Source organism: Dictyobacter kobayashii (assembly GCF_003967555.1).
Classification (GTDB): Bacteria; Chloroflexota; Ktedonobacteria; order Ktedonobacterales; family Ktedonobacteraceae; genus Dictyobacter; species Dictyobacter kobayashii.
This window is the reverse complement of the sequence record NZ_BIFS01000001.1, coordinates 4279513-4298282: the sequence shown is the minus strand read 5'-3', so window position 1 is coordinate 4298282 and position 18770 is coordinate 4279513. Positions and strand designations below refer to the sequence as shown.

Genomic DNA, 18770 nt, shown 5'->3' with positions numbered 1-18770 from the left:
TGTAAGAATGCGTAGGGAAACAATGGGCCAATACAGGCAATGGCTATTCTATCGCGAGATTGATCAGCAACTGTCAACTCAAATCCAGGCATTTGAGCAAGAGCTGGCACAACTCCAGTCAGAAATACGCCATTTGGAACATGATACAAACTATTCTGAGAACATCATTTTGCAGACGCTGATTGGTATCCAACACACACAGGTCGCCAGTAATCAGCGGTCAGGCGCTAACCTTGCGCCCGAAGACAGCTCAACAGGAACGGATCAGAGAGCCGCCGGAACTGTCTCACCAGCTCTTTTTGCCTGGAGTCAGTTACCAAACTTCGATAGCCAGGAAATGCAACATCCCATCGTCAACGCGACCACCCAAAGTCCTTTGCCCGCACCCAGTGCTACCCCTGACAATCTCTTGCCCAACGATATCAGTGCATTTGTCGATGCGCATAGCCAGACTGACCCACAACTTAGAGTTCCATGGTGGCTACGCAACACACGCCAGACAACCGAAAAAGATGCTCATAATACCAGCCCTATCGACCAACAAAGCAATCGAACCAACCAGCTGGTGGAACGCTGGTTTGAACGTTGGGGAGAGCGCACCAAAAATGCCGGAAATGCACAGGAGGGCCAGGCCGAATGAATGAGGGCGAGAAGCAGCAGCATAAACTTATTAACCAGGAAGAAATAGATAAACTTTTTTCCCAACTCACAACAACAGAAGTTGAAGATTTCTACCAGGCCTATCAGCTCTGGCTACGAAGACAAAGGGTACAGCAGCTCCAGCAAGAATTGCAGAAAATCCAGGCAAAACAGGCACAAAATGCCGCATTAATGCAGTCGTTTGCCCCATCAGCCATTGCGCTATCCGCCATTGCCCAATTACGCTTTCATGGAGTTGAAGATGTTGATATGCTCGATCGTATGCTTGAACGCGGTGAAGAATGGCTTGATAATACGATGCAGCTACTTACACGCTGCGAAGCACTCAACGTGATTCAAGGGAACTATACTCAGTGGTGCGAACATGCACTGGAAGGGGCATACGAATGGATGTGGTCCATGAACGATGCTGGCCTGAGTACCTATTTTGAGGTAGAGCTACCAGAAGCAAGCAGTCAGCAAGATACCATCCCGGCAGCCCTTGAAAAGCCTGTCACCGGTGAAGAAGTAACAGAAGCACAACTACTCCAAAAGCTGATGAGCGAGGAAGGGAGCAACGATACTCCCCCCCCACGGCCTCAGGCACGAATTACGCAACCACTCCCTGTCATTACACCCGAAGAAGTGCTCGCGCAATCTGAAGCTTTTATGGCACAAGCGCAGGATGCACAGACAGTACCAGAAGATTCACTGAGAGAATCACAGGCCGAACCAGTTGCCAATAGCCAGCCAGAAGAAAATCCGCTGCCAACCACAGAAATAGCCAACGTGGACAACGCGCAGGAGGCGGAAAGTGAAACCGCATCCGCTACGCCCGCTCCAGGCGAGCAGACTGAAACATCCAACGCAGAAATAGTTCCACAATCTGAGCCTGCAGAGTTATCCGACTCGGATATCATTCCACAGCCTGAGCCTGCAGAGTTATCCGACTCAGAAGCAATTTCACAGCCTGAGCCAGTAGAAGCAGCCGACCAGCCAGAAATCGCTCAGCCAGTACATAGTCAGCCAGAAACAGTATCTGAAACAGATGCAATTCCGCTGGATGAGCAAAATAAACCAGAGATACCAGCCGCAGATGATAATATCATTCATTCCGACCAGGAGGTCACTGAAGAAGCGCAGCCAGAGATAACTGCTTCAACTGAAACAGAGCAAAGCACTGCAGATGAAGAACCAATCGTTGAAGATCATGAGGATCCAATCATCCTGCACGAAGAACCAGTTGAGCAAGAGGCAGAGGCTGCTAAGATAGATGAAGAACCATTAGGCGCAGAGCCAGCGCAAGAAAACGGAGAAGAAGCAGCTAGCGGGGAGAAAATGCAGGCACAATGGCCTTACGTGTATCAGGAGACAGAGGATAGGCAGCATACGACAGAAACAGCCGATCTGCCCACAGTATTCCATGTTCCAACTGAAAAACCAGAGCAGCCAGCCTCAACAGATGTCAGTATAAAGCCCCGCACTACTAATGATAGCAAACCGCGAGGCTTATTTATGCGCTCACTAGCGAAAATTCTGGGACGATAGATTGTCAATCTGAGGATTCATGGTTGGCATTGGCATAACCTGACTCTGCGCTGAAACATCCGGACCCGAGGGCAGAGGTGACGCAGGCGCTGGTGTAGGTGGCCTGCTGGCACGAACTTGCTCCTGAAGCTCAGCAATATTCCGCTGCAGATGCTTAATTTTCCGCTTATCTGACCAGGCCGAGGCAATGGAGACAAAGTAGAGCAACAAAGCCCCTAGAAAAAAGGCAATCAAAATCCACATGCCAATAGGAAGGTCTGGTGACTGCCATGAGAACATAACGATATGCACCTGGGTCGAAAAATTAAAAATAGTCAGTACTGCCAGTCCCCGCATACCAATAAGAATAGAAACAGTATGAGGTAGAACATAACGACCTCCTTCTCAATGGTGTCGTAATAAAAAAATGATACACAGATCCAGCAGCACTCACATTTACTTTTTATCTGCCAATGATCAATTGCTGGACTTACTGATAATACGGATAACCTGTCACATAATATACAGAAGGGCTAGCAAGTAACTCCCCACCCCAAAACATCCTCTTTGCCGTCGAGCAAATTGACGGCGTGCGGCAATAGGCTTATACTTGGGTGGAGCATTAGGAGGGTAGAACGTGTTATTTGAAGATTACGAGAAAGATAATCCGGTCCATAGTCCGGTTCGCACACAATATCTAAATATTAAGCGTCAAAATCCTGACGCGATTCTTTTTTTTCGCATGGGCGACTTTTATGAAATGTTCGATGATGATGCTGAGATCGTGGCGCGGGAATTAGAGATTGCCCTGACACGCCGCGATTTCGGGCGCGGCGAACGTTCACCGATGGCTGGTATTCCCCACCATGCTGCCGATGGCTACATCGCTCGCCTGGTTGGTAAAGGGTATCGCGTGGCCATCTGCGAACAAACTTCTGATCCCGCTCTCTCCAAGGGATTGGTGGATCGAGAGGTGATACGCATTGTCACTCCTGGCACCGTAATCGATCCTGCTATGCTGGCAGCCAAGCGCAATAACTTTCTGGCGGCGGTCATTGTGGGACGGGATGCCGTGGGCATTGCCTATGTCGATATCACTACAGGTGAATTTGCCGTTACACAATTTAGCTCGACCGAGCCAGACATCGCCGCCCAGCAAGAGATCGCGCGCGTGGGACCAGCCGAGGTGCTGGTAGAGGCCAACTATAGCCGCCTGGGCCAGCGCAAGCGCCGCTGGCTGGCCGCCGTTATGAATGAAAAACAGGTCACTAAAGTGGGGAGCAATGGCAATCCTAATGCAAATATCCCCGATGTCGAGGAGGATGAGGAGGATGATGTCGCCCCCTGGCAAAGTTGCTGGATGGAGTGGCCGGTCATGTCACGCCTTATGATACCCGCTATTTTAGTGAAGATGATGCCCGCCATCGTCTACTGCGCCAGTTCGATGTGGCATCCTTAGAAGGCTTTGGCTGCGCTCATCTGCCACTGGCAATTCGAGCGGCGGGAGCCGTGCTGGCCTACGTGCAAGAGACCCAGAAGGGCCTCCTGCAACAATTGAATGCGCTAGAGACCTATTTCACCGATGGCTTTATGACCCTGGACCCCTATACACGGCGCAACCTCGAACTGTTCGAAACGGGTCGCGGTGGCTCGGTCAAAGGATCTTTGCTCTGGGTCCTGGATCGGACACGCACTCCGATGGGCGGCCGTCTATTGAGGCGCTGGATCGGGCAACCACTACTGGATATCGCTGTTCTACAAGCACGACAGGATGCGATCAGTGAATTGCTGGGCGATACGCTGCTCCAGGCACGCCTGACCGAGGGACTCAAAAAAGCTGGTGATGTTGAACGCCTGATTAATCGCGTCAAGCAACGCATCGCTTCTCCTCGCGACCTGGTGGCGCTGGCCAATGGTCTGCGCGCCGCTTCCGAGGTACGCAACTGTCTTTCGCAAGAAGAGAGTGCCCGCAAGCCTACCCTCCACCGCATTGTTGAACACCTGGCCAATAATGACGATATCATTGAGCTGATTGAGAATGCGATCGCCGAAGAACCACCAATGAGTATTACTGAGGGCGGCATTATTCGGGCTGGCTTCAGCGCCGAGCTTGATCAGTTGCGCGACGCCTCGCACAATGGCCGCAAATGGATCTCAGATCTGGAACAGCGCGAACGCAAACGCACAGGCATCAACAATCTAAAAGTCGGTTTCAACAAGGCCACCGGCTATTTCATCGAGGTCACCAGTTCCAACCTCAATCGCGTCCCGCAAGAATATATTCGCAGACAGACACTTACCAATTCCGAGCGCTATATTACGCCCGATCTCAAAGAATATGAGACGCTCATCCTCAATTCGCAAGAGCGCGTCAATAAGATGGAGAATGAGTTCTTTGTCCAATTGCGCGCAGATATCGCCACCCACGCGGCCGAGCGCATTCTTGACACGGCCCATGCACTGGCTGAGATCGATGTTTACCAGAGCCTGGCCGAAGTCGCGGCCAAACAAAATTATTGCCGTCCGAGCTTGAATAGCGAGGATACGATCCACATTGTCGCCGGTCGGCATCCAGTGGTAGAACAGGCTCAGTCAGACACACCTTTTATTCCTAATGATGCTAACCTTTCAAACCATGAGGCCCAGATTGGTATTATCACTGGACCCAATATGGCTGGTAAATCAACCTACCTGCGCCAGGTGGCGCTGATCGTGTTGATGGCCCAGATTGGCAGCTATGTGCCCGCTGAAACGGCCTCCATCGGCATTGTAGACCGTATCTTCACGCGCATCGGGGCGCAAGATGACCTGGCTACGGGTCAAAGTACATTTATGGTTGAGATGGTTGAGACCGCCAATATCCTGCACCACGCCACGCCACGCAGCCTGATTATCCTCGACGAGATCGGTCGTGGCACCAGCACCTATGACGGTCTGGCGATCGCACGGGCGGTGGTCGAATATTTACACAATAATAAGCGCAGTGGAGCTCGCACCCTGTTCGCGACCCACTACCATGAACTGGTCGAAGTCGCCCAGCTACTTCCACGTATCAAATGTCTGAACGTGGCCGTCACGGAAGAAGGCGGCCAGGTAATCTTTTTACGAAAAATCATACCGGGAGGGGCTGATAGGAGCTATGGCATTCACGTAGCTCAGCTGGCCGGTATTCCACGACCGGTCATTCATCGTGCCCAGGAAATCCTGGAGGAATTAGAACGCAAAGGAGATGCAAAGAATCGGCGCAAGGCCATGCGCGATATCACCATGCCGGTCGCCTGGCAGATGACATTGCTGGCACCCGAGACCAATCCATTGGTTGAAGAAATTAAGGGGCTGGCGATCGATGAACTAACACCGATCGAGGCGATCAGTAAGCTCTACGAACTGCAACAAAAAGCCAGGAAAGATTCCTAGCTTTGTGATCATTCTCAGAGATTCGAGGCCAATAGACACGACATTGAACCACCAGATGTGATATTATAATGGTGGTTAGTGTATTGTGTACAATAATAAAATCCAATTTGGGAGGATAAATGACAACCCAACAACAAACACCTATTGAAGAAGATAAGCAAGCATTCGAACAACTCTGTATCAACACCATTCGCACACTAGCCATGGATGGCGTACAAAAAGCAAATTCAGGGCATCCTGGCACTCCAATGGCGCTAGCCCCTTTAGCATATTTACTTTATACACGCCACATGCGCCACAACCCTAAGAATCCCCATTGGGTCAACCGCGATCGCTTTGTGCTGTCAGCGGGACATGCCTCAATGTTACAATACAGCTTGTTGTATTTAACTGGCTATGGACTCACACTGGACGATCTGAAGAATTTCCGTCAGTGGGAGAGCAAAACACCCGGGCACCCCGAATATGGCCATACGGTTGGTATCGAGACGACCACCGGCCCTCTGGGTCAGGGTATTGGTAATGCTGTTGGTATGGCAATTGCGCAGCGCTACCAGGCCAGCCGTTTCAATCGTCCAGGTCACGAAGTCATCGACCACTATATCTATGGTATTGCTGGTGACGGCGACATGCAAGAGGGTATCTCCTCTGAAGCAGCCTCCCTGGCCGGTACCCTCAAACTGGGCAGACTGATTTTCTTCTATGATGATAACAATATCACCATCGAAGGCAATACCAGCATCTCGTTCACAGAAAATGTTGGTGCTCGCTTTGAGAGTTATGGCTGGCATGTCCAGCATGTTGCTGATATCAATGATCTGGATGCACTTAACCAGTCTATCGAGGCCGCCAAAGCAGAGACCGAGAGGCCTTCGCTGGTCGTGGTCAAATCTAAGATTGGCTATGGTAGCCCTCACAAGCAGGGCAGCCACGATGCCCATGGTGCCCCGCTGGGTGCCGAGGAGATCGTGCTGACCAAGCGTAACCTGGGCTGGCCTTCTGAAGAGCCTTTCTTCGTACCTGAAGAGTCATTGAACTTCTTCCGCCAGGCCATTGAGCGTGGCGCTGAGTTCGAGCAGGCATGGCAGAAACAATATGCAGCCTATCGTGCTGAGAATCCCGAACTGGCAACTCAGTGGGAGCAGGAGTTGAGCGGCAAACTGGCCGAGGGCTGGGACAAAGATATTCCGACCTTCAAAGCAGGTGAAGCGCTTGCGACCCGTGTCTCCGCTGGTAAAACCCTCAATGCCATTGCACCAAATCTGCCCAACCTGATCGGTGGTTCAGCCGACCTGGCCCCTTCCAACAATACCAATATGAAAGGCCTGGGCGATTTCAGCGGCACCGAGTCTGGTCGCAATATGCACTTTGGCATTCGTGAGCATGCAATGGGAAGCATCATCAATGGTATGGCCCTGTATGGCGGCCTGATCCCATTTGGCGCCACCTTCTTGATCTTCTCTGATTATATGCGCCCACCCATCCGATTAGCTTCATTGATGGGCATAAAAACTATCTATGTCTTCACCCATGATAGCATCGGTGTCGGCGAAGATGGCCCAACACACCAGCCTGTAGAGCAACTGGCAGCCCTGCGCTCGATCCCAGGCGTTACCGTCTTGCGTCCTGGCGATGCCAACGAGGCCGCCGAGGCATGGCGTGTCGCCATCACCCACAAGGGACCAGTGGCCCTGGCATTAACACGCCAGAACCTGCCTACCCTCGATCGCGAACAGTATCCAAGCGCAAGTAACCTTGCTAAAGGCGCATACGTGCTACTTGATAGTGAGGGGACACCGGATCTCATACTGATGGCCAGCGGCTCGGAGGTCTCTCTGGCACTTGATGCTGCGCAGCAATTGCGTCAGGAAGGCGTAGCTGTACGTGTAATAAGTGTGCCAAGTTGGGAATTGTTTGAAGAGCAGAGTACAGAATATAAAGCAACAGTCTTGCCGAAAAACGTCCGTGCTCGTGTAGCTATCGAGGCTGGTCGATCTCAGGGTTGGGAGCGCTATGTAGGCCTGGATGGTGATATTATTGCTCTGGATCACTTTGGGGCGTCCGCTCCTGCTAAAACCCTGTTCCAGGAATTTGGTTTCTCGGTAGAGAATGTTGTAAAGAGAGCAAAGGCTCTTTTGAACAAATAAAGATCGTAGTTACGAAAAATAACTTTATATGGTCTGGCTATACTGTGTATGACATAGTCAGACCAACTGGAAATGTTCAATAGTAAAGGAAGGTACAATCCCATGGCGAATCCTTTAACACAATTGCAGTCTGAGGGCCAGAGTGTCTGGTATGACAATATTGATCGCGCCCAACTCGCTTCTGGTCAGTTTCAGAAGATGCTGGCTGAGGATGGCGTTGTTGGTGTTACCGCCAATCCAACCATTTTTGAGAAGTCTATCAGCGCCGGTCATGCCTATGATGATCAGATTACCCAGTTGATCAAAGAGGGTAAGGACACCAGTGATATCTACGAAGCCGTTGTGATCAAAGATATCCGCACAGTGGCCGACCTCTTGAAGCCAATCTATGACAGTACAGAGGGCAAAGATGGTTATGTTAGCCTTGAGGTTTCTCCTGAGCTAGCTAATGATACTGAGGGCACCATTGCCGAGGCCAAACGCTTCTGGGGCATGGTAGAGCGCCCTAACTTGATGATTAAGATCCCTGCGACGCCTGCGGGCATCCCAGCCATCTACGAAGTACTGCGCAGCGGCATCAACGTCAATGTCACTTTGATCTTCTCGATGGATTCCTATCGCGATGTAGCCGATGCTTATATTCGCGCGCTTGAGGATCGCAATGGCCGAAGTGAAGATGTCAGTCATATCGCTTCTGTAGCCAGCTTCTTTGTCAGCCGTGTAGATACATTGGTCGACAAGCTGTTAGAAGATAAAATCAAAGCTAGCAACGATTCTGCTGAGAAAGAGCAGTTGAAGGCTCTGGAAGGTAAAGCGGCGATCGCTAATGCACGCCTCGTTTACCAGGACTTCAAACGCATCTTCAACACACCTCGTTTTGAGTCACTCAAACATGTCGGTGCTCATGTACAGCGTCCACTCTGGGCCAGCACCAGCACCAAGAACCCTGCTTATCGCGACGTGATGTATGCAGAAGAACTGATTGGTCCTGACACCGTTGATACAATGCCACTGGAGACCATTGTGAACTTCCGCGATCATGGTCAGGTGCGCAACAGTATTGAGGATGATATCCCTGGCGCCAAAGCAACCCTGGATACACTGGAGAAAAAAGGCATCCTTTATGCCGAGGTCACCAAACAGTTGCAGGATGAGGGCGTCAAGAAGTTCGCCGATTCCTTCCATCAGCTGTTCAAAGGGATCGAAGACAAGAAAAACGCCATCAAGGAATCCCAGCTGGCTGACTAGGTCATTCTGCGAATATAGTGTGTAGCATTTAGAAGCACCATTATATCTCCATCTCGGTTATGACGACTATATACCGAGATGGAGATATTCCTGAGTGCCCCATGTTTGCGCTATGATATCAAGCAAGCATCTAGCACAGTTCATGCTATGTGAATAGGAAATAAGTCCTGTACCCATAGACTCGATCTTAAGCCTATCCAGCGAGTCCCCCATCGCTGATGTTGACAAGACAGCAGGGGTAATCGCATGATAATGAGGAGACTTGCTTGAATATGGTATCATGCAAACCTATGGTAAAGGCTTCGAGATCCTGAATGCCTTACCAGTTCAGACCTGAATTCACCCTGCTCTAACCGTATATTAGTAGCAGGAACGTTGTGTACTCCAGGCCGTTCAATGAGTGAACGCCTTTAAAATACATGGTCAATTAACTGGCAAGCCCTTATGGTTCTTTTAAGTGTGCAGCCTGGTTGCTAAACACGAATCACGGATACCGATGTCCCAATATCGGTGATCATCTAGCAGAGCATCAAACGCTGGATACGACCCGTATTAAGAATACAGCGTCTTCAGACCAGTCAGCAGCGCTTGATGTCAAACCAACAATGGTCATCACACCTTTAAAAACACGTCATTAGTTGTAAGAAACTAAAACAAGTCATTAGGAGATATCACATGCCTCAGCGTAGCGTCGTCGAGGCGCCTAATCCTTTTCGCGAAGGATTACGCATTAAAGAGAGCCTTGAACCCTGTGTTATGGTCATCTTCGGTGCAACAGGCGACCTGACACACCGAAAATTGCTTCCAGCCCTTTACAATCTGGCGTTGGAGCATCCATTACCAGCGGGCTTCTCTGTCGTTGCATTTGCACGACGGCCTTATACAGACGAATCATTCCGCCAGCAGGCCCTCGACTCTATTAATCAATATTCTCGCCAAAAGCCGGTCAACCCCCAGGTCTGGGATAGTTTTGCGTCAGGCATCCATTACCTACAGTCAAATTTCCATGATCCCGAGGGCTATACAAAACTTAATCAACTATTGAATAAGCTCGATCAGGAACGTGGCACAAGCGGGAACCGCATCTTCTACCTGTCCACCCCACCTAGCCAGTATCCTGAGATTATTCAAAACCTGGGTGCCGCTGGCCTGAACAGGAACCGCAAAGGTTGGACACGTATTATCGTTGAAAAACCCTTTGGCCATGATCTCGCAACCGCTCGTGAGCTGAACCGTCAGATTGGTAAAGTCTTTAAAGAAGAGCAGATCTATCGCATCGACCACTATCTGGGTAAAGAGACAGTTCAGAATATCCTGGTTTTCCGCCTGGCCAATGGTATTTTTGAGCCAGTCTGGAACAGACGATATGTTGATCATGTTCAAATAACGGTGGCTGAAAATCTGGGTCTGGAAGGGCGCGCTGGCTATTATGAAGAATCAGGCGCCATTCGCGATATGATCCAGAACCATATGCTCCAGTTATTGACACTGGTGGCGATGGAACCCCCGATTGCCTTCGATGGTAATTCTGTGCGCGACGAAAAGGTGAAAGTGCTTCATGCCCTGCAACCATTGGTAGGACGCGAAGTACAGAATAATACGATCCGTGCCCAGTATGGTTCTGGTTGGGTTGGTGGGAAACAGGTTCCTGGTTATCTGCAGGAACAAGGCGTATCCCCCACATCTACCACCGAAACCTATGTGGCGCTAAAAACATTTATTGACAACTGGCGTTGGGCCGGGGTACCATTTTACTTACGCACCGGCAAACATCTGCCGAAACGCGTAAGCGAAATTGCTATTCAGTTCAAGCAGCCGCCACTCATGCTGTTCAAGGATCATGACACACAAGGACAGGTAGAACCCAATGTCCTTACCCTGCGTATCCAGCCAGATGAGGGTATCTCGCTCAAATTTGGCGCCAAGGTACCAGGCACCGATATGCAGATCCGTTCGGTGAATATGGACTTTTTCTATGGTTCATCCTTCGTACGTGAGCAGCCAGAAGCGTACGAGCGTCTCTTACTTGACGCAATGCATGGTGACTCAACGCTCTTCACACGTCGTGACGAAGTAGAGGCCGCCTGGTCGTTCGTACAGAACATTCTGGATGAATGGAAGAGTGCTCCACGCGATACGGTCCATACCTATGAGTCCGGCTCATGGGGGCCACAAGCCGCCGACGAATTCATCTGGCGTGATGGCCGCCGCTGGCGCCGCCCATAGTCGCGGCAAAAGCAAGCAAAGAACAGAGATAGCACAGTGTAGTCCTTTAGAACGACGAGGTTCAATGATGAAGGGTGTAGGAATGGCAATGGATAACTCCGCAACCCCAGGAATACATCTGCCCTGGGCAGGTAAAAAGGTCGACCAGGAACGAGTCGAAGACGAAATGTCAACTCTCTGGCGCCTGGCGTCCGACAACATGCGAATCAGTCAGAATATGAATGTACGTACCAGTGTGCTGAACTTTGTGATTTGTGCGCAGGATGTAGAATCGGCGCGCAAGGCCAGCACTATTTTACGTGATTTATCCAGCACTCATATCGCTCGAGTTACCCTTTTAATCCTCGATACGCGCAGTGATGCTCCATCAGATGTCTCAACCTGGATCACACTGCGCTCCTTCCCCATCATTTCTGACATTATGCGCCATCACTTTGAGCAGGTTACTGTCTCAGTGAGTGGCGCAGCTGTTCGCTATGTAGATAATATTGTCCAATCCCTGTTAAAACCTGATCTCCCCGTCTATATGTGGTGGCTCAATGATCTACCTGAGGACCATGGGATTTTCCATCGGCTAATTAATATTAGTACGCGGGTAATCATCGACTCAAGCCACTTTTTACAACCAGAGGAGCAAATTCAGGACGCTTCTTCTATCTTGCAACAGGCACCACATTGTGCACTAAGTGATCTCACATGGGGACGCGTTACGGCCTGGCGAGAATTGATCGCACAATTCTTTGATATCGCGGAATACCGGCCTTATCTGATGGGCGTAGATTCTATTGTGATAGAACATACTGTCGCCACTTCTACGCAGGCGCTTGATCATCATTCAAACCCGAAAAACCCTATCAGGGCCTTGTTACTGGCCGCCTGGCTAAAAACACGTCTGGGCTGGCAGCTATCAGAAAATGAAAGTGACAAATATCTTGATAATGACACTGGAACCTATTACTGGGATATGTCAGTACGGGATATGAAAAAAGTTGTCACGCAACCACTTTCCACTACGGTCGGGAAACGTACCAGCGTGCCACTAGAAGGTATTCGCATCTCGATTCAACCACGCTCGCTCGAAAAATCCGCCCTGGCACCCTTTGCCTGGTCCATATGACCAGCACTGTCGGAGGGAAACAGGCAACCTTTACTATTAAGCGTGTTGAAGATGACGATCATGTGCTTACTTCCGTCGAATTGCCGGGAAGCGCTCGCCCCCCAGAACCGTGAATATAGCAGCGACACACAAGGAAAGTGATCTGCTACACAATGAGTTAGAGATCATGGGACGCGATCACCTCTTTGAGGAGACGTTACATGAGGTGTTTGCCTTACTTGCGTAACGACAATTAGTACAACATTCTATTGGAGCATTGTATGGACGTTACCGTTTTTTCCGATGTAGAACAGCTCAGCCGCTCCGCGGCCGATTATATTACGCGTGTTGCCCGCGAAGCAATCGCGGCCCGCAACCGCTTTAGCCTGGCACTGTCAGGCGGTTCCACGCCCAAAAAGTTATATGGATTGTTGGCGACCGAGCCGTATCGCAGCCAGATCGATTGGTCCAAAGTAGAGATTTTCTGGAGCGATGAGCGCAACGTGCCACCGGATGATGCTGAGAGCAATTATCGCATGGCCAATGAGGTGATGCTGAGTAAGCTGCCAATTCCAGACGAGCATATTCATCGTATGCCAGCCGAGCAAGCTGATCGCGATGCGGCCTCCCTGGCACATGCCCATGAGATACAACGTGTCCTTGGCACAGAGGGGACACCCCGCTTTGACTTGATCCAGCTTGGCATGGGGCCTGAGGGCCATACCGCTTCACTCTTCCCTCATCAGCCATCATTGCATGAACAGCAACGCCTGATCATGCCGGTCTCGGTACCCAAACCACCACCTGACCGCTTGACGTTTACACCTCCGCTGCTCAATGCGGCAGCCCATGTTTTATTCCTGGTCACAGGAGCTGAGAAAGATGACGCCGTCAAGGCTGTCCTGGAAGGCCCCTATCAACCTGATGAGTATCCAGCCCAGATTGTGCGCCCCACGAATGGTGAGGTGAGCTGGATGCTTGATACGGCCGCTGCGGAAAAATTGAGCAAACAGAAGTAGGAGATATCCCATGGTAGAAATAGTCCCATCTATTCTGTCAGCCGATTTTACGCGCCTTGGTGAACAGGTACGGGCGGTGGAAGCGGCCGGGGCCCGGCGCATCCAGATTGATGTAATGGATGGACATTTTGTGCCCAATATCACCATGGGCCCAATGGTCGTTGAGGCCGTGCGCGGCTGTACCAGCGCGACGCTTGAAGCACACCTGATGATTAGCAATCCTCAGGAGTATATCGAGACGTTCGCGAAGGCGGGCGCGGACGTGATCATAGTCCACCAGGAGGTATCCCCCCATCTGCATCGCGTGTTAAAGCAGATTAAAGCGGCTGGCAAACAGGCCGGGGTAGCAATTAACCCGTCGACACCAGTCTTTATGCTGCAGGATATGCTTCCGTTTTGTGATCTGATCCTGGTAATGACAATCAATCCAGGCTTTGGTGGCCAGGAATTCATTCCTGAAACATTGCCAAAAATTGAGACGTTACATCGGATGCTGCAGCAGCGCAACCTGAAGTGTGATATTGAGGTCGATGGTGGCATTAATGCTGAGACGATTCCTCAAGTCGTACATGCAGGAGCTAATCTGCTGGTGGCAGGTTCAGCGGTGTACAATAATAAAGAGAGCGTCGAACAGACAATGGAAAAATTACGACGCGCTATCCCGAACGAAGCTTAACGCGAGGATACGAGCACCACTCGTATTCATGCGCATCTAACAGGAAGGGCTGCTGGTCAAACAGACCGCAGTCCTTCCTCGTTTAATATTATTAGAACTGTTAACCAGACACATGTTACTCATCTCTACCATGTTGGTCATCTCTCTATAAAGGAAGGAATTCTTATGTACGACGATATTACCGATGTACCAGGCATTCGGGTCGGCCACGATACCAATCTTGAAGCAGGGACCGGCTGTAGTGTTATTATATGTGACACAGCTGCAGTGGGTGGAGTAGATGTGCGCGGTGGTGCTCCAGCCACCCGAGAAACCGATCTTTTGAACCCACTATGTATGGTTGATGAGGTTAATGCCGTTTTATTGACCGGTGGAAGCGCATTTGGACTGGATGCGGCCAGCGGCATTGTGCGTTATCTGGATGAACGGGGTATTGGGTATGATGCCGGGGCCGCACGTGTGCCAATAGTTCCCGGAGCAGCCATTTTTGACCTGCCACTGGGATCAGCAACGATTCGGCCAGATAGTGCGGCTGGCTACCGGGCCTGTGAACAGGCCAAAACTGGTCCGATTGAGCAAGGCAACGTAGGTGGAGGGACAGGGGCGACCGTAGGCAAAATGCTGGGTCCAGATTTTGCCATGAAAGGTGGACTTGGCTCAGCCAGTATGGAACTTGCCGGCGGTATTGTGGTTGGGGCCATCGTCCTGGTTAATGCCCTGGGAGATATTATCGATCCGCAGACACAACAGGTTGTGGCCGGCACCCGCAATATAGCTGGAAAGAGCACGGGACCGAGCAATTTATTTGGGAATACGACCATAGCCGTCGTCGCTACCAATGCTACTCTGAGCAAAGCTCAGGTTAATAAAGTGGCGCAAATGGCACACGATGGTATGGCGCACGTCATCCGACCTGCACACACCATGTTTGACGGCGATACCGTATTCGCACTGGCATTAGGAGACAGGACATCAGCAACACAGCAAGACACCGCAACCGCTGCACTACATGTGAGCACGTTAGGAGCGGCAGCAGCAACAACGCTGGCGCGAGCGATTGTGAAAGCAGTGCGCCAGGCAAGCGATTTGCATAATGTTCCAGCAGCCAGTTCTTTATTATAAAAAGTTAAAAAGTATCATTCTTGGTGCGCGTGTGCGAACTCCAATTCTGTATGTCATGGTTGTAGCATTACAAATAACACGATGCCTCCACCAATCAGCATCAGCAAGACACATCCCATAATAACCAGAGCAAACATATAGCTACGCGAAGTAGCCAGTATATCTGGTACGACACCCGCGTTACGGCGTTCAGGTCGTATAGGGAGCTCTCGTTTTGCGGTCAGGGTTTTTAAACCGCCGGTAGCCAGGTCCCAGGAGTGGGTTGCAAAATCCAATGCATGCTCATGATCCGCCTGATGAGAGCTTGCCGATGCCACGTTCGAGGAATTATTCGAGGGCATAGCAGGGGGAGACGCCAATGGTTTTTCGGGCATCGAGTGGGTGGGAGAGATCATTTGTGGCCGGCGAGGCACTGTTCTCTTGGATCGCGCATCAGGACTAGGCAACGTCACAGCTTTTCTCCGCTAGGGCACTTACATACCAACCGCATCAACAAGGGACAGCTTACAACGTACGCACTACAGCATTTTTGTCCGACTACTCTTAATTGTAGCGATATGTCTGAGTTTCGCAAGGGAGCTATGACTAATGGGGGAATATTCACGAGCAAAGCTTAGCTGACAGGAGGTGCATCAGCGTTTTTGAGTAGCTCAAAGACCGATGCTAAAATACGTCCTGTCGCCCCCCAGATATGATAATCATCATAATCATAGAAATGCACTGTTCGGGTCAGCCCGTTGCGCGTCCATTGCTCGGTATGGGCGATGGAGGGATCGGCCAGACGCTCCAGGGAGGCGATTAAGAGCTCATCGACCTCGCTCTCTTGCAATACCAGCCTACCCAGGCCGGCTGGCAGGTACGCCACCACCGGGTAATCAAGTAATTGCTAACGACGGTGAAAACCGGTGGCAACACACCAAGTGCCTCCACGCGCGCTGGCTCCAGGCCAATCTCCTCATGGGCTTCACGCAAAGCCGTCATGATAACTGAATGGTCTGATGGATCAACTTTTCCACCGGGAAAGGCAATTTCACCACTGTGAGCACGTAACGTACTGGCACGACGAATCAAAGCCAGTTGCAACCTACCATCTTCCACAAAAAATGGAAGCAGCACTGCTGCTTTGCGTGCATGCTCCTGGTGTCCCTCAATCGTATCTATAAGCGATTCGGCCTGCTCAACAGGCGTCAGACGCTTGCGCAGAACTCGTAAGACCTCTGCAGTATTCGTAAAATCCAACACATCCATACTGTTATTGTAGCATATTTAAGAGGGGCTTGCGCCGCTGTGATACAATCTGAGACATAAAAAACATCGGAGAGATTTGCAAAAAGGTTATGCATTGCCTTGCAATCGGTGAGAGCATTTGGTATAATAGAGAGTATCGAGTGGGGTATGCTTACATTCAGGCGTCATTGTCTTATGTATGATGGCGTACTGCCTGCGAGTATCGTTTCGTATCACCGTTCTGTAAAGCAAACATTAGGTTATAAAGATATTCTTAGCAAAGGCTGAGGTATCGGAAACCGAAACGATGACCGCCTGAGCACCTCCTCCGATTTAGCCCAAGTCCGATGGTACACTCCCCAGGGTCCCAACGTGCAGTGCAAGCTATATTATTGTTCTTACTGTTTAGAGAACAATAATATGGATATGGTCGGTTCGGCATGACTGGCAACATAGGCAGCACAGAATCAAGAAGGGTGGAATGGGTGTAATATCGTAGACGAGGCAAAAACCGTGGATCGAAGGGGTTAACTACCCATGCATGCACAAAAGCACGGCGACCTTTCGACAATGCCAGCGGCAAATCAAAACAGCGGGCGGGTACAGACGATGATCGAAGGAAATGACCTACAAGGGCAAAACAACAGCAACCCCGAAGAGATGGAAGAATTTAACCAGAACGAAATGGCAGCGTTGCTGGCAGAATCAGCGAATCCCATCAGCATCAAACGAGGTGATGTAGTCGAGGGCGTTATCGTGCGTATCGACCAGGACGAAATCCTGGTGGATATTGGCCTCAAATCAGAAGGCGTCCTCTCAACAAAAGAGTTGCCATCCAGTGGATATGGCTCTTTTAGCGAACTGCACCTCAATGACAAAGTTCTGGTCTATGTCATTCAGCCAGAAACTTCGGAGGGCCATGCTGTCCTCTCATTGAAGAGGGCCAACACCGAGCGCCAGTGGCGTATCGCAGAAGAACAGTACAAAAACAACGAGCTTCTCAAAGCGAAAGTCATCGATTATAACAAAGGTGGCTTGATTGTTGACGTAGCGGGAATTCGTGGCTTTGTACCGATATCTCAAATTCTGAACCTCAAACGGGAAGAAGTCGCAGCTGGTGGTGAAAACCAGGAGACTGCGGCCAAACTTCAGGGAATGAAGGACAAAGAGCTTCAGTTGAAAATTATCGAGATTAATCGAGCGCGCAACCGCTTGATCCTCTCGGAGCGTCTGGCAGTCCAGGAATGGCGTCAGCGCCGTCGCGAGGAGTTGCTCGACGAGCTGAAAGCTGGCGAGGTCCGTAAGGGTGTGGTAAGCAACCTTGCTAACTTCGGTGCCTTCGTAGACCTTGGTGGCGCAGACGGACTGGTTCATATCAGCCAGCTAGCCTGGAGCCGTGTCAACCATCCTAGCGAAGTGTTGCACGTCGGACAGGAAGTTGAAGTACAGGTCTTGAGTGTTGATAAAGACAAAAAGAAAATCGCACTCTCGATCAAACGTGCTGAGGTTGATCCCTGGACGACCGTTGAGCAGCGCTACACACCGGGACAGGTTGTCACTGGTACTGTGACAAAGATTGCTCCCTTTGGAGCCTTTGCGCGCATTGAAGATGGCATTGAGGGCTTGATCCATCTGTCCGAGCTAACCCCCGGTACAGATCCCAAGTCGGTGCTACATGAAGGCGCACAATTGCAGTTGCGCATCCTGCGCATTGACGCCGAGCGCCGTCGCCTTGGTCTCAGCTTACGTCAGGCTGACGAAGTTGATGCCAAAGAGGCTGCGACCGAGATCCCTGAGCAGGAAGAGGTCGAGACCGAAAGTGTAACAACCCCTGAGTTGCCGAGTGAGGCGCCAGTAGCTGAAACACCAGCTGCTCCCAGCACTCCTTCTCTGGAGTCACTGCCAGCACATACGGAAACGGCTCCTTCAAAGCGTGATCGCGGTGAGCAGCGCCGTGAGCGCCAGGATCGCTCCAGTGAAGGTGGGCATGACGAGGGTGAGTTAACCGCGATGGCTGAGGCCTTCCGCGCAGCCGCTCGCCAGCGTTCAGCCAAGGAAGATACCGATACTTCCGAGCAGTAAGTAAATACTAACCGTTCACGTAGACGTCACTTGTAAGAGAACCTCCCTGTAGTCTTTCTTTGAAAGATTTCACAGGGAGGTTCCTTATAATTATCAACCGGAATTCAGTGTATAATAGGCATTGTAGTTAAAAGAATACCAATATTGTTCTTGACGTTACAAAAAGAGTTGTAGTATGATGAAATACGCAGCTCATAAAGCGATCACAAGTTCCCTTCTACATTCATCAGCAAAAAGTAGTTGGTGAACATATAGATGATATCCACTCATTTTTGTTGTAGAATAAAGGATAATCAAATCGCGTGTTTCCAGTGACAGTGACGATGGAGGGACAACGATCTTGG

16 protein-coding genes are annotated in these 18770 nt (G+C 50.6%); 12 read left to right on the top strand and 4 right to left on the bottom strand.

Annotation, left to right across the window (positions count from 1 at the left end; genetic code table 11):
* Positions 1–22: 22 nt before the first annotated feature.
* Both EL645_RS18850 and EL645_RS18845 read left to right on the top strand, forming a co-directional pair.
* The gene (locus tag EL645_RS18850) at positions 23–640 is read left to right on the top strand and encodes a hypothetical protein (protein ID WP_136625241.1); all 618 of its coding nucleotides are present in this window, start codon (positions 23–25) and stop codon (positions 638–640) included.
* A complete protein-coding gene (locus EL645_RS18845; protein WP_126551932.1) occupies positions 637–2187 on the top strand; it encodes a hypothetical protein in 1551 nt (516 codons plus the stop codon). The genes EL645_RS18850 and EL645_RS18845 overlap by 4 nt, the downstream gene beginning before the upstream one ends.
* Here EL645_RS18845 and EL645_RS18840 read toward each other — a convergent pair.
* Complete coding sequence (locus tag EL645_RS18840; RefSeq protein ID WP_126551931.1) at positions 2164–2523, bottom strand: LapA family protein; 360 nt, start codon at positions 2521–2523, stop codon at positions 2164–2166. The two genes, EL645_RS18845 and EL645_RS18840, sit on opposite strands and share 24 nt — an antisense overlap.
* A 280-nt stretch (positions 2524–2803) precedes the next feature.
* Between EL645_RS18840 and EL645_RS18835 the strand changes: the two genes are divergently transcribed.
* The 9 genes from EL645_RS18835 (at position 2804) to EL645_RS18795 (ending at position 15117) form a co-directional block, all read left to right on the top strand.
* On the top strand, positions 2804–3625 hold the full coding sequence (locus tag EL645_RS18835; protein ID WP_218031915.1) for a MutS N-terminal domain-containing protein: 822 nt from the start codon (positions 2804–2806) through the stop codon (positions 3623–3625).
* The gene (mutS, locus tag EL645_RS18830) at positions 3532–5583 is read left to right on the top strand and encodes a DNA mismatch repair protein MutS (protein ID WP_161977480.1); all 2052 of its coding nucleotides are present in this window, start codon (positions 3532–3534) and stop codon (positions 5581–5583) included. The genes EL645_RS18835 and mutS overlap by 94 nt, the downstream gene beginning before the upstream one ends.
* Positions 5584–5702: 119 nt before the next feature.
* A complete protein-coding gene (gene tkt, locus EL645_RS18825) occupies positions 5703–7730 on the top strand; it encodes a transketolase (RefSeq protein WP_126551929.1) in 2028 nt (675 codons plus the stop codon).
* Positions 7731–7832: 102 nt separating this feature from the next.
* Positions 7833–8978, top strand: a complete 1146-nt coding sequence (gene tal / locus EL645_RS18820) for a transaldolase (protein WP_126551928.1) — start codon at positions 7833–7835, stop codon at positions 8976–8978.
* 675 nt (positions 8979–9653) lie between these two features.
* A complete protein-coding gene (zwf, locus tag EL645_RS18815; protein ID WP_126551927.1) occupies positions 9654–11204 on the top strand; it encodes a glucose-6-phosphate dehydrogenase in 1551 nt (516 codons plus the stop codon).
* A complete protein-coding gene (locus tag EL645_RS18810) occupies positions 11128–12321 on the top strand; it encodes a glucose-6-phosphate dehydrogenase assembly protein OpcA (protein WP_246035404.1) in 1194 nt (397 codons plus the stop codon). The genes zwf and EL645_RS18810 overlap by 77 nt, the downstream gene beginning before the upstream one ends.
* Positions 12322–12581: 260 nt before the next feature.
* Positions 12582–13319 carry a 6-phosphogluconolactonase gene (gene pgl, locus EL645_RS18805; protein WP_126551925.1) on the top strand — a complete coding sequence of 246 codons (738 nt, stop codon included), beginning with the start codon at positions 12582–12584 and terminating at the stop codon, positions 13317–13319.
* Positions 13320–13329: 10 nt separating this feature from the next.
* Positions 13330–13995: a ribulose-phosphate 3-epimerase gene (rpe, locus tag EL645_RS18800; RefSeq protein WP_126551924.1), complete on the top strand. Its 666-nt coding sequence runs from the start codon at positions 13330–13332 to the stop codon at positions 13993–13995.
* Positions 13996–14160: 165 nt separating this feature from the next.
* Positions 14161–15117 carry a P1 family peptidase gene (locus EL645_RS18795; RefSeq protein ID WP_126551923.1) on the top strand — a complete coding sequence of 319 codons (957 nt, stop codon included), beginning with the start codon at positions 14161–14163 and terminating at the stop codon, positions 15115–15117.
* A gap of 53 nt (positions 15118–15170) precedes the next feature.
* Here EL645_RS18795 and EL645_RS18790 read toward each other — a convergent pair whose 3' ends face one another.
* The 3 genes from EL645_RS18790 to EL645_RS18780 form a co-directional block, all read right to left on the bottom strand.
* On the bottom strand, positions 15171–15569 hold the full coding sequence (locus tag EL645_RS18790; RefSeq protein WP_126551922.1) for a hypothetical protein: 399 nt from the start codon (positions 15567–15569) through the stop codon (positions 15171–15173).
* Between the two features lie 161 nt (positions 15570–15730).
* A complete protein-coding gene (locus EL645_RS18785) occupies positions 15731–15946 on the bottom strand; it encodes an NUDIX hydrolase (RefSeq protein WP_126551921.1) in 216 nt (71 codons plus the stop codon).
* Positions 15916–16359 carry an NUDIX hydrolase gene (locus tag EL645_RS18780; protein WP_161977478.1) on the bottom strand — a complete coding sequence of 148 codons (444 nt, stop codon included), beginning with the start codon at positions 16357–16359 and terminating at the stop codon, positions 15916–15918. Before EL645_RS18780 ends, EL645_RS18785 begins: the two co-directional genes overlap by 31 nt.
* Positions 16360–16881: 522 nt before the next feature.
* Between EL645_RS18780 and EL645_RS18775 the strand changes: the two genes are divergently transcribed.
* Positions 16882–18426, top strand: coding sequence for a 30S ribosomal protein S1 (locus EL645_RS18775; protein WP_126551919.1), 1545 nt, complete (start codon positions 16882–16884; stop codon positions 18424–18426).
* Positions 18427–18770: the final 344 nt, after the last annotated feature.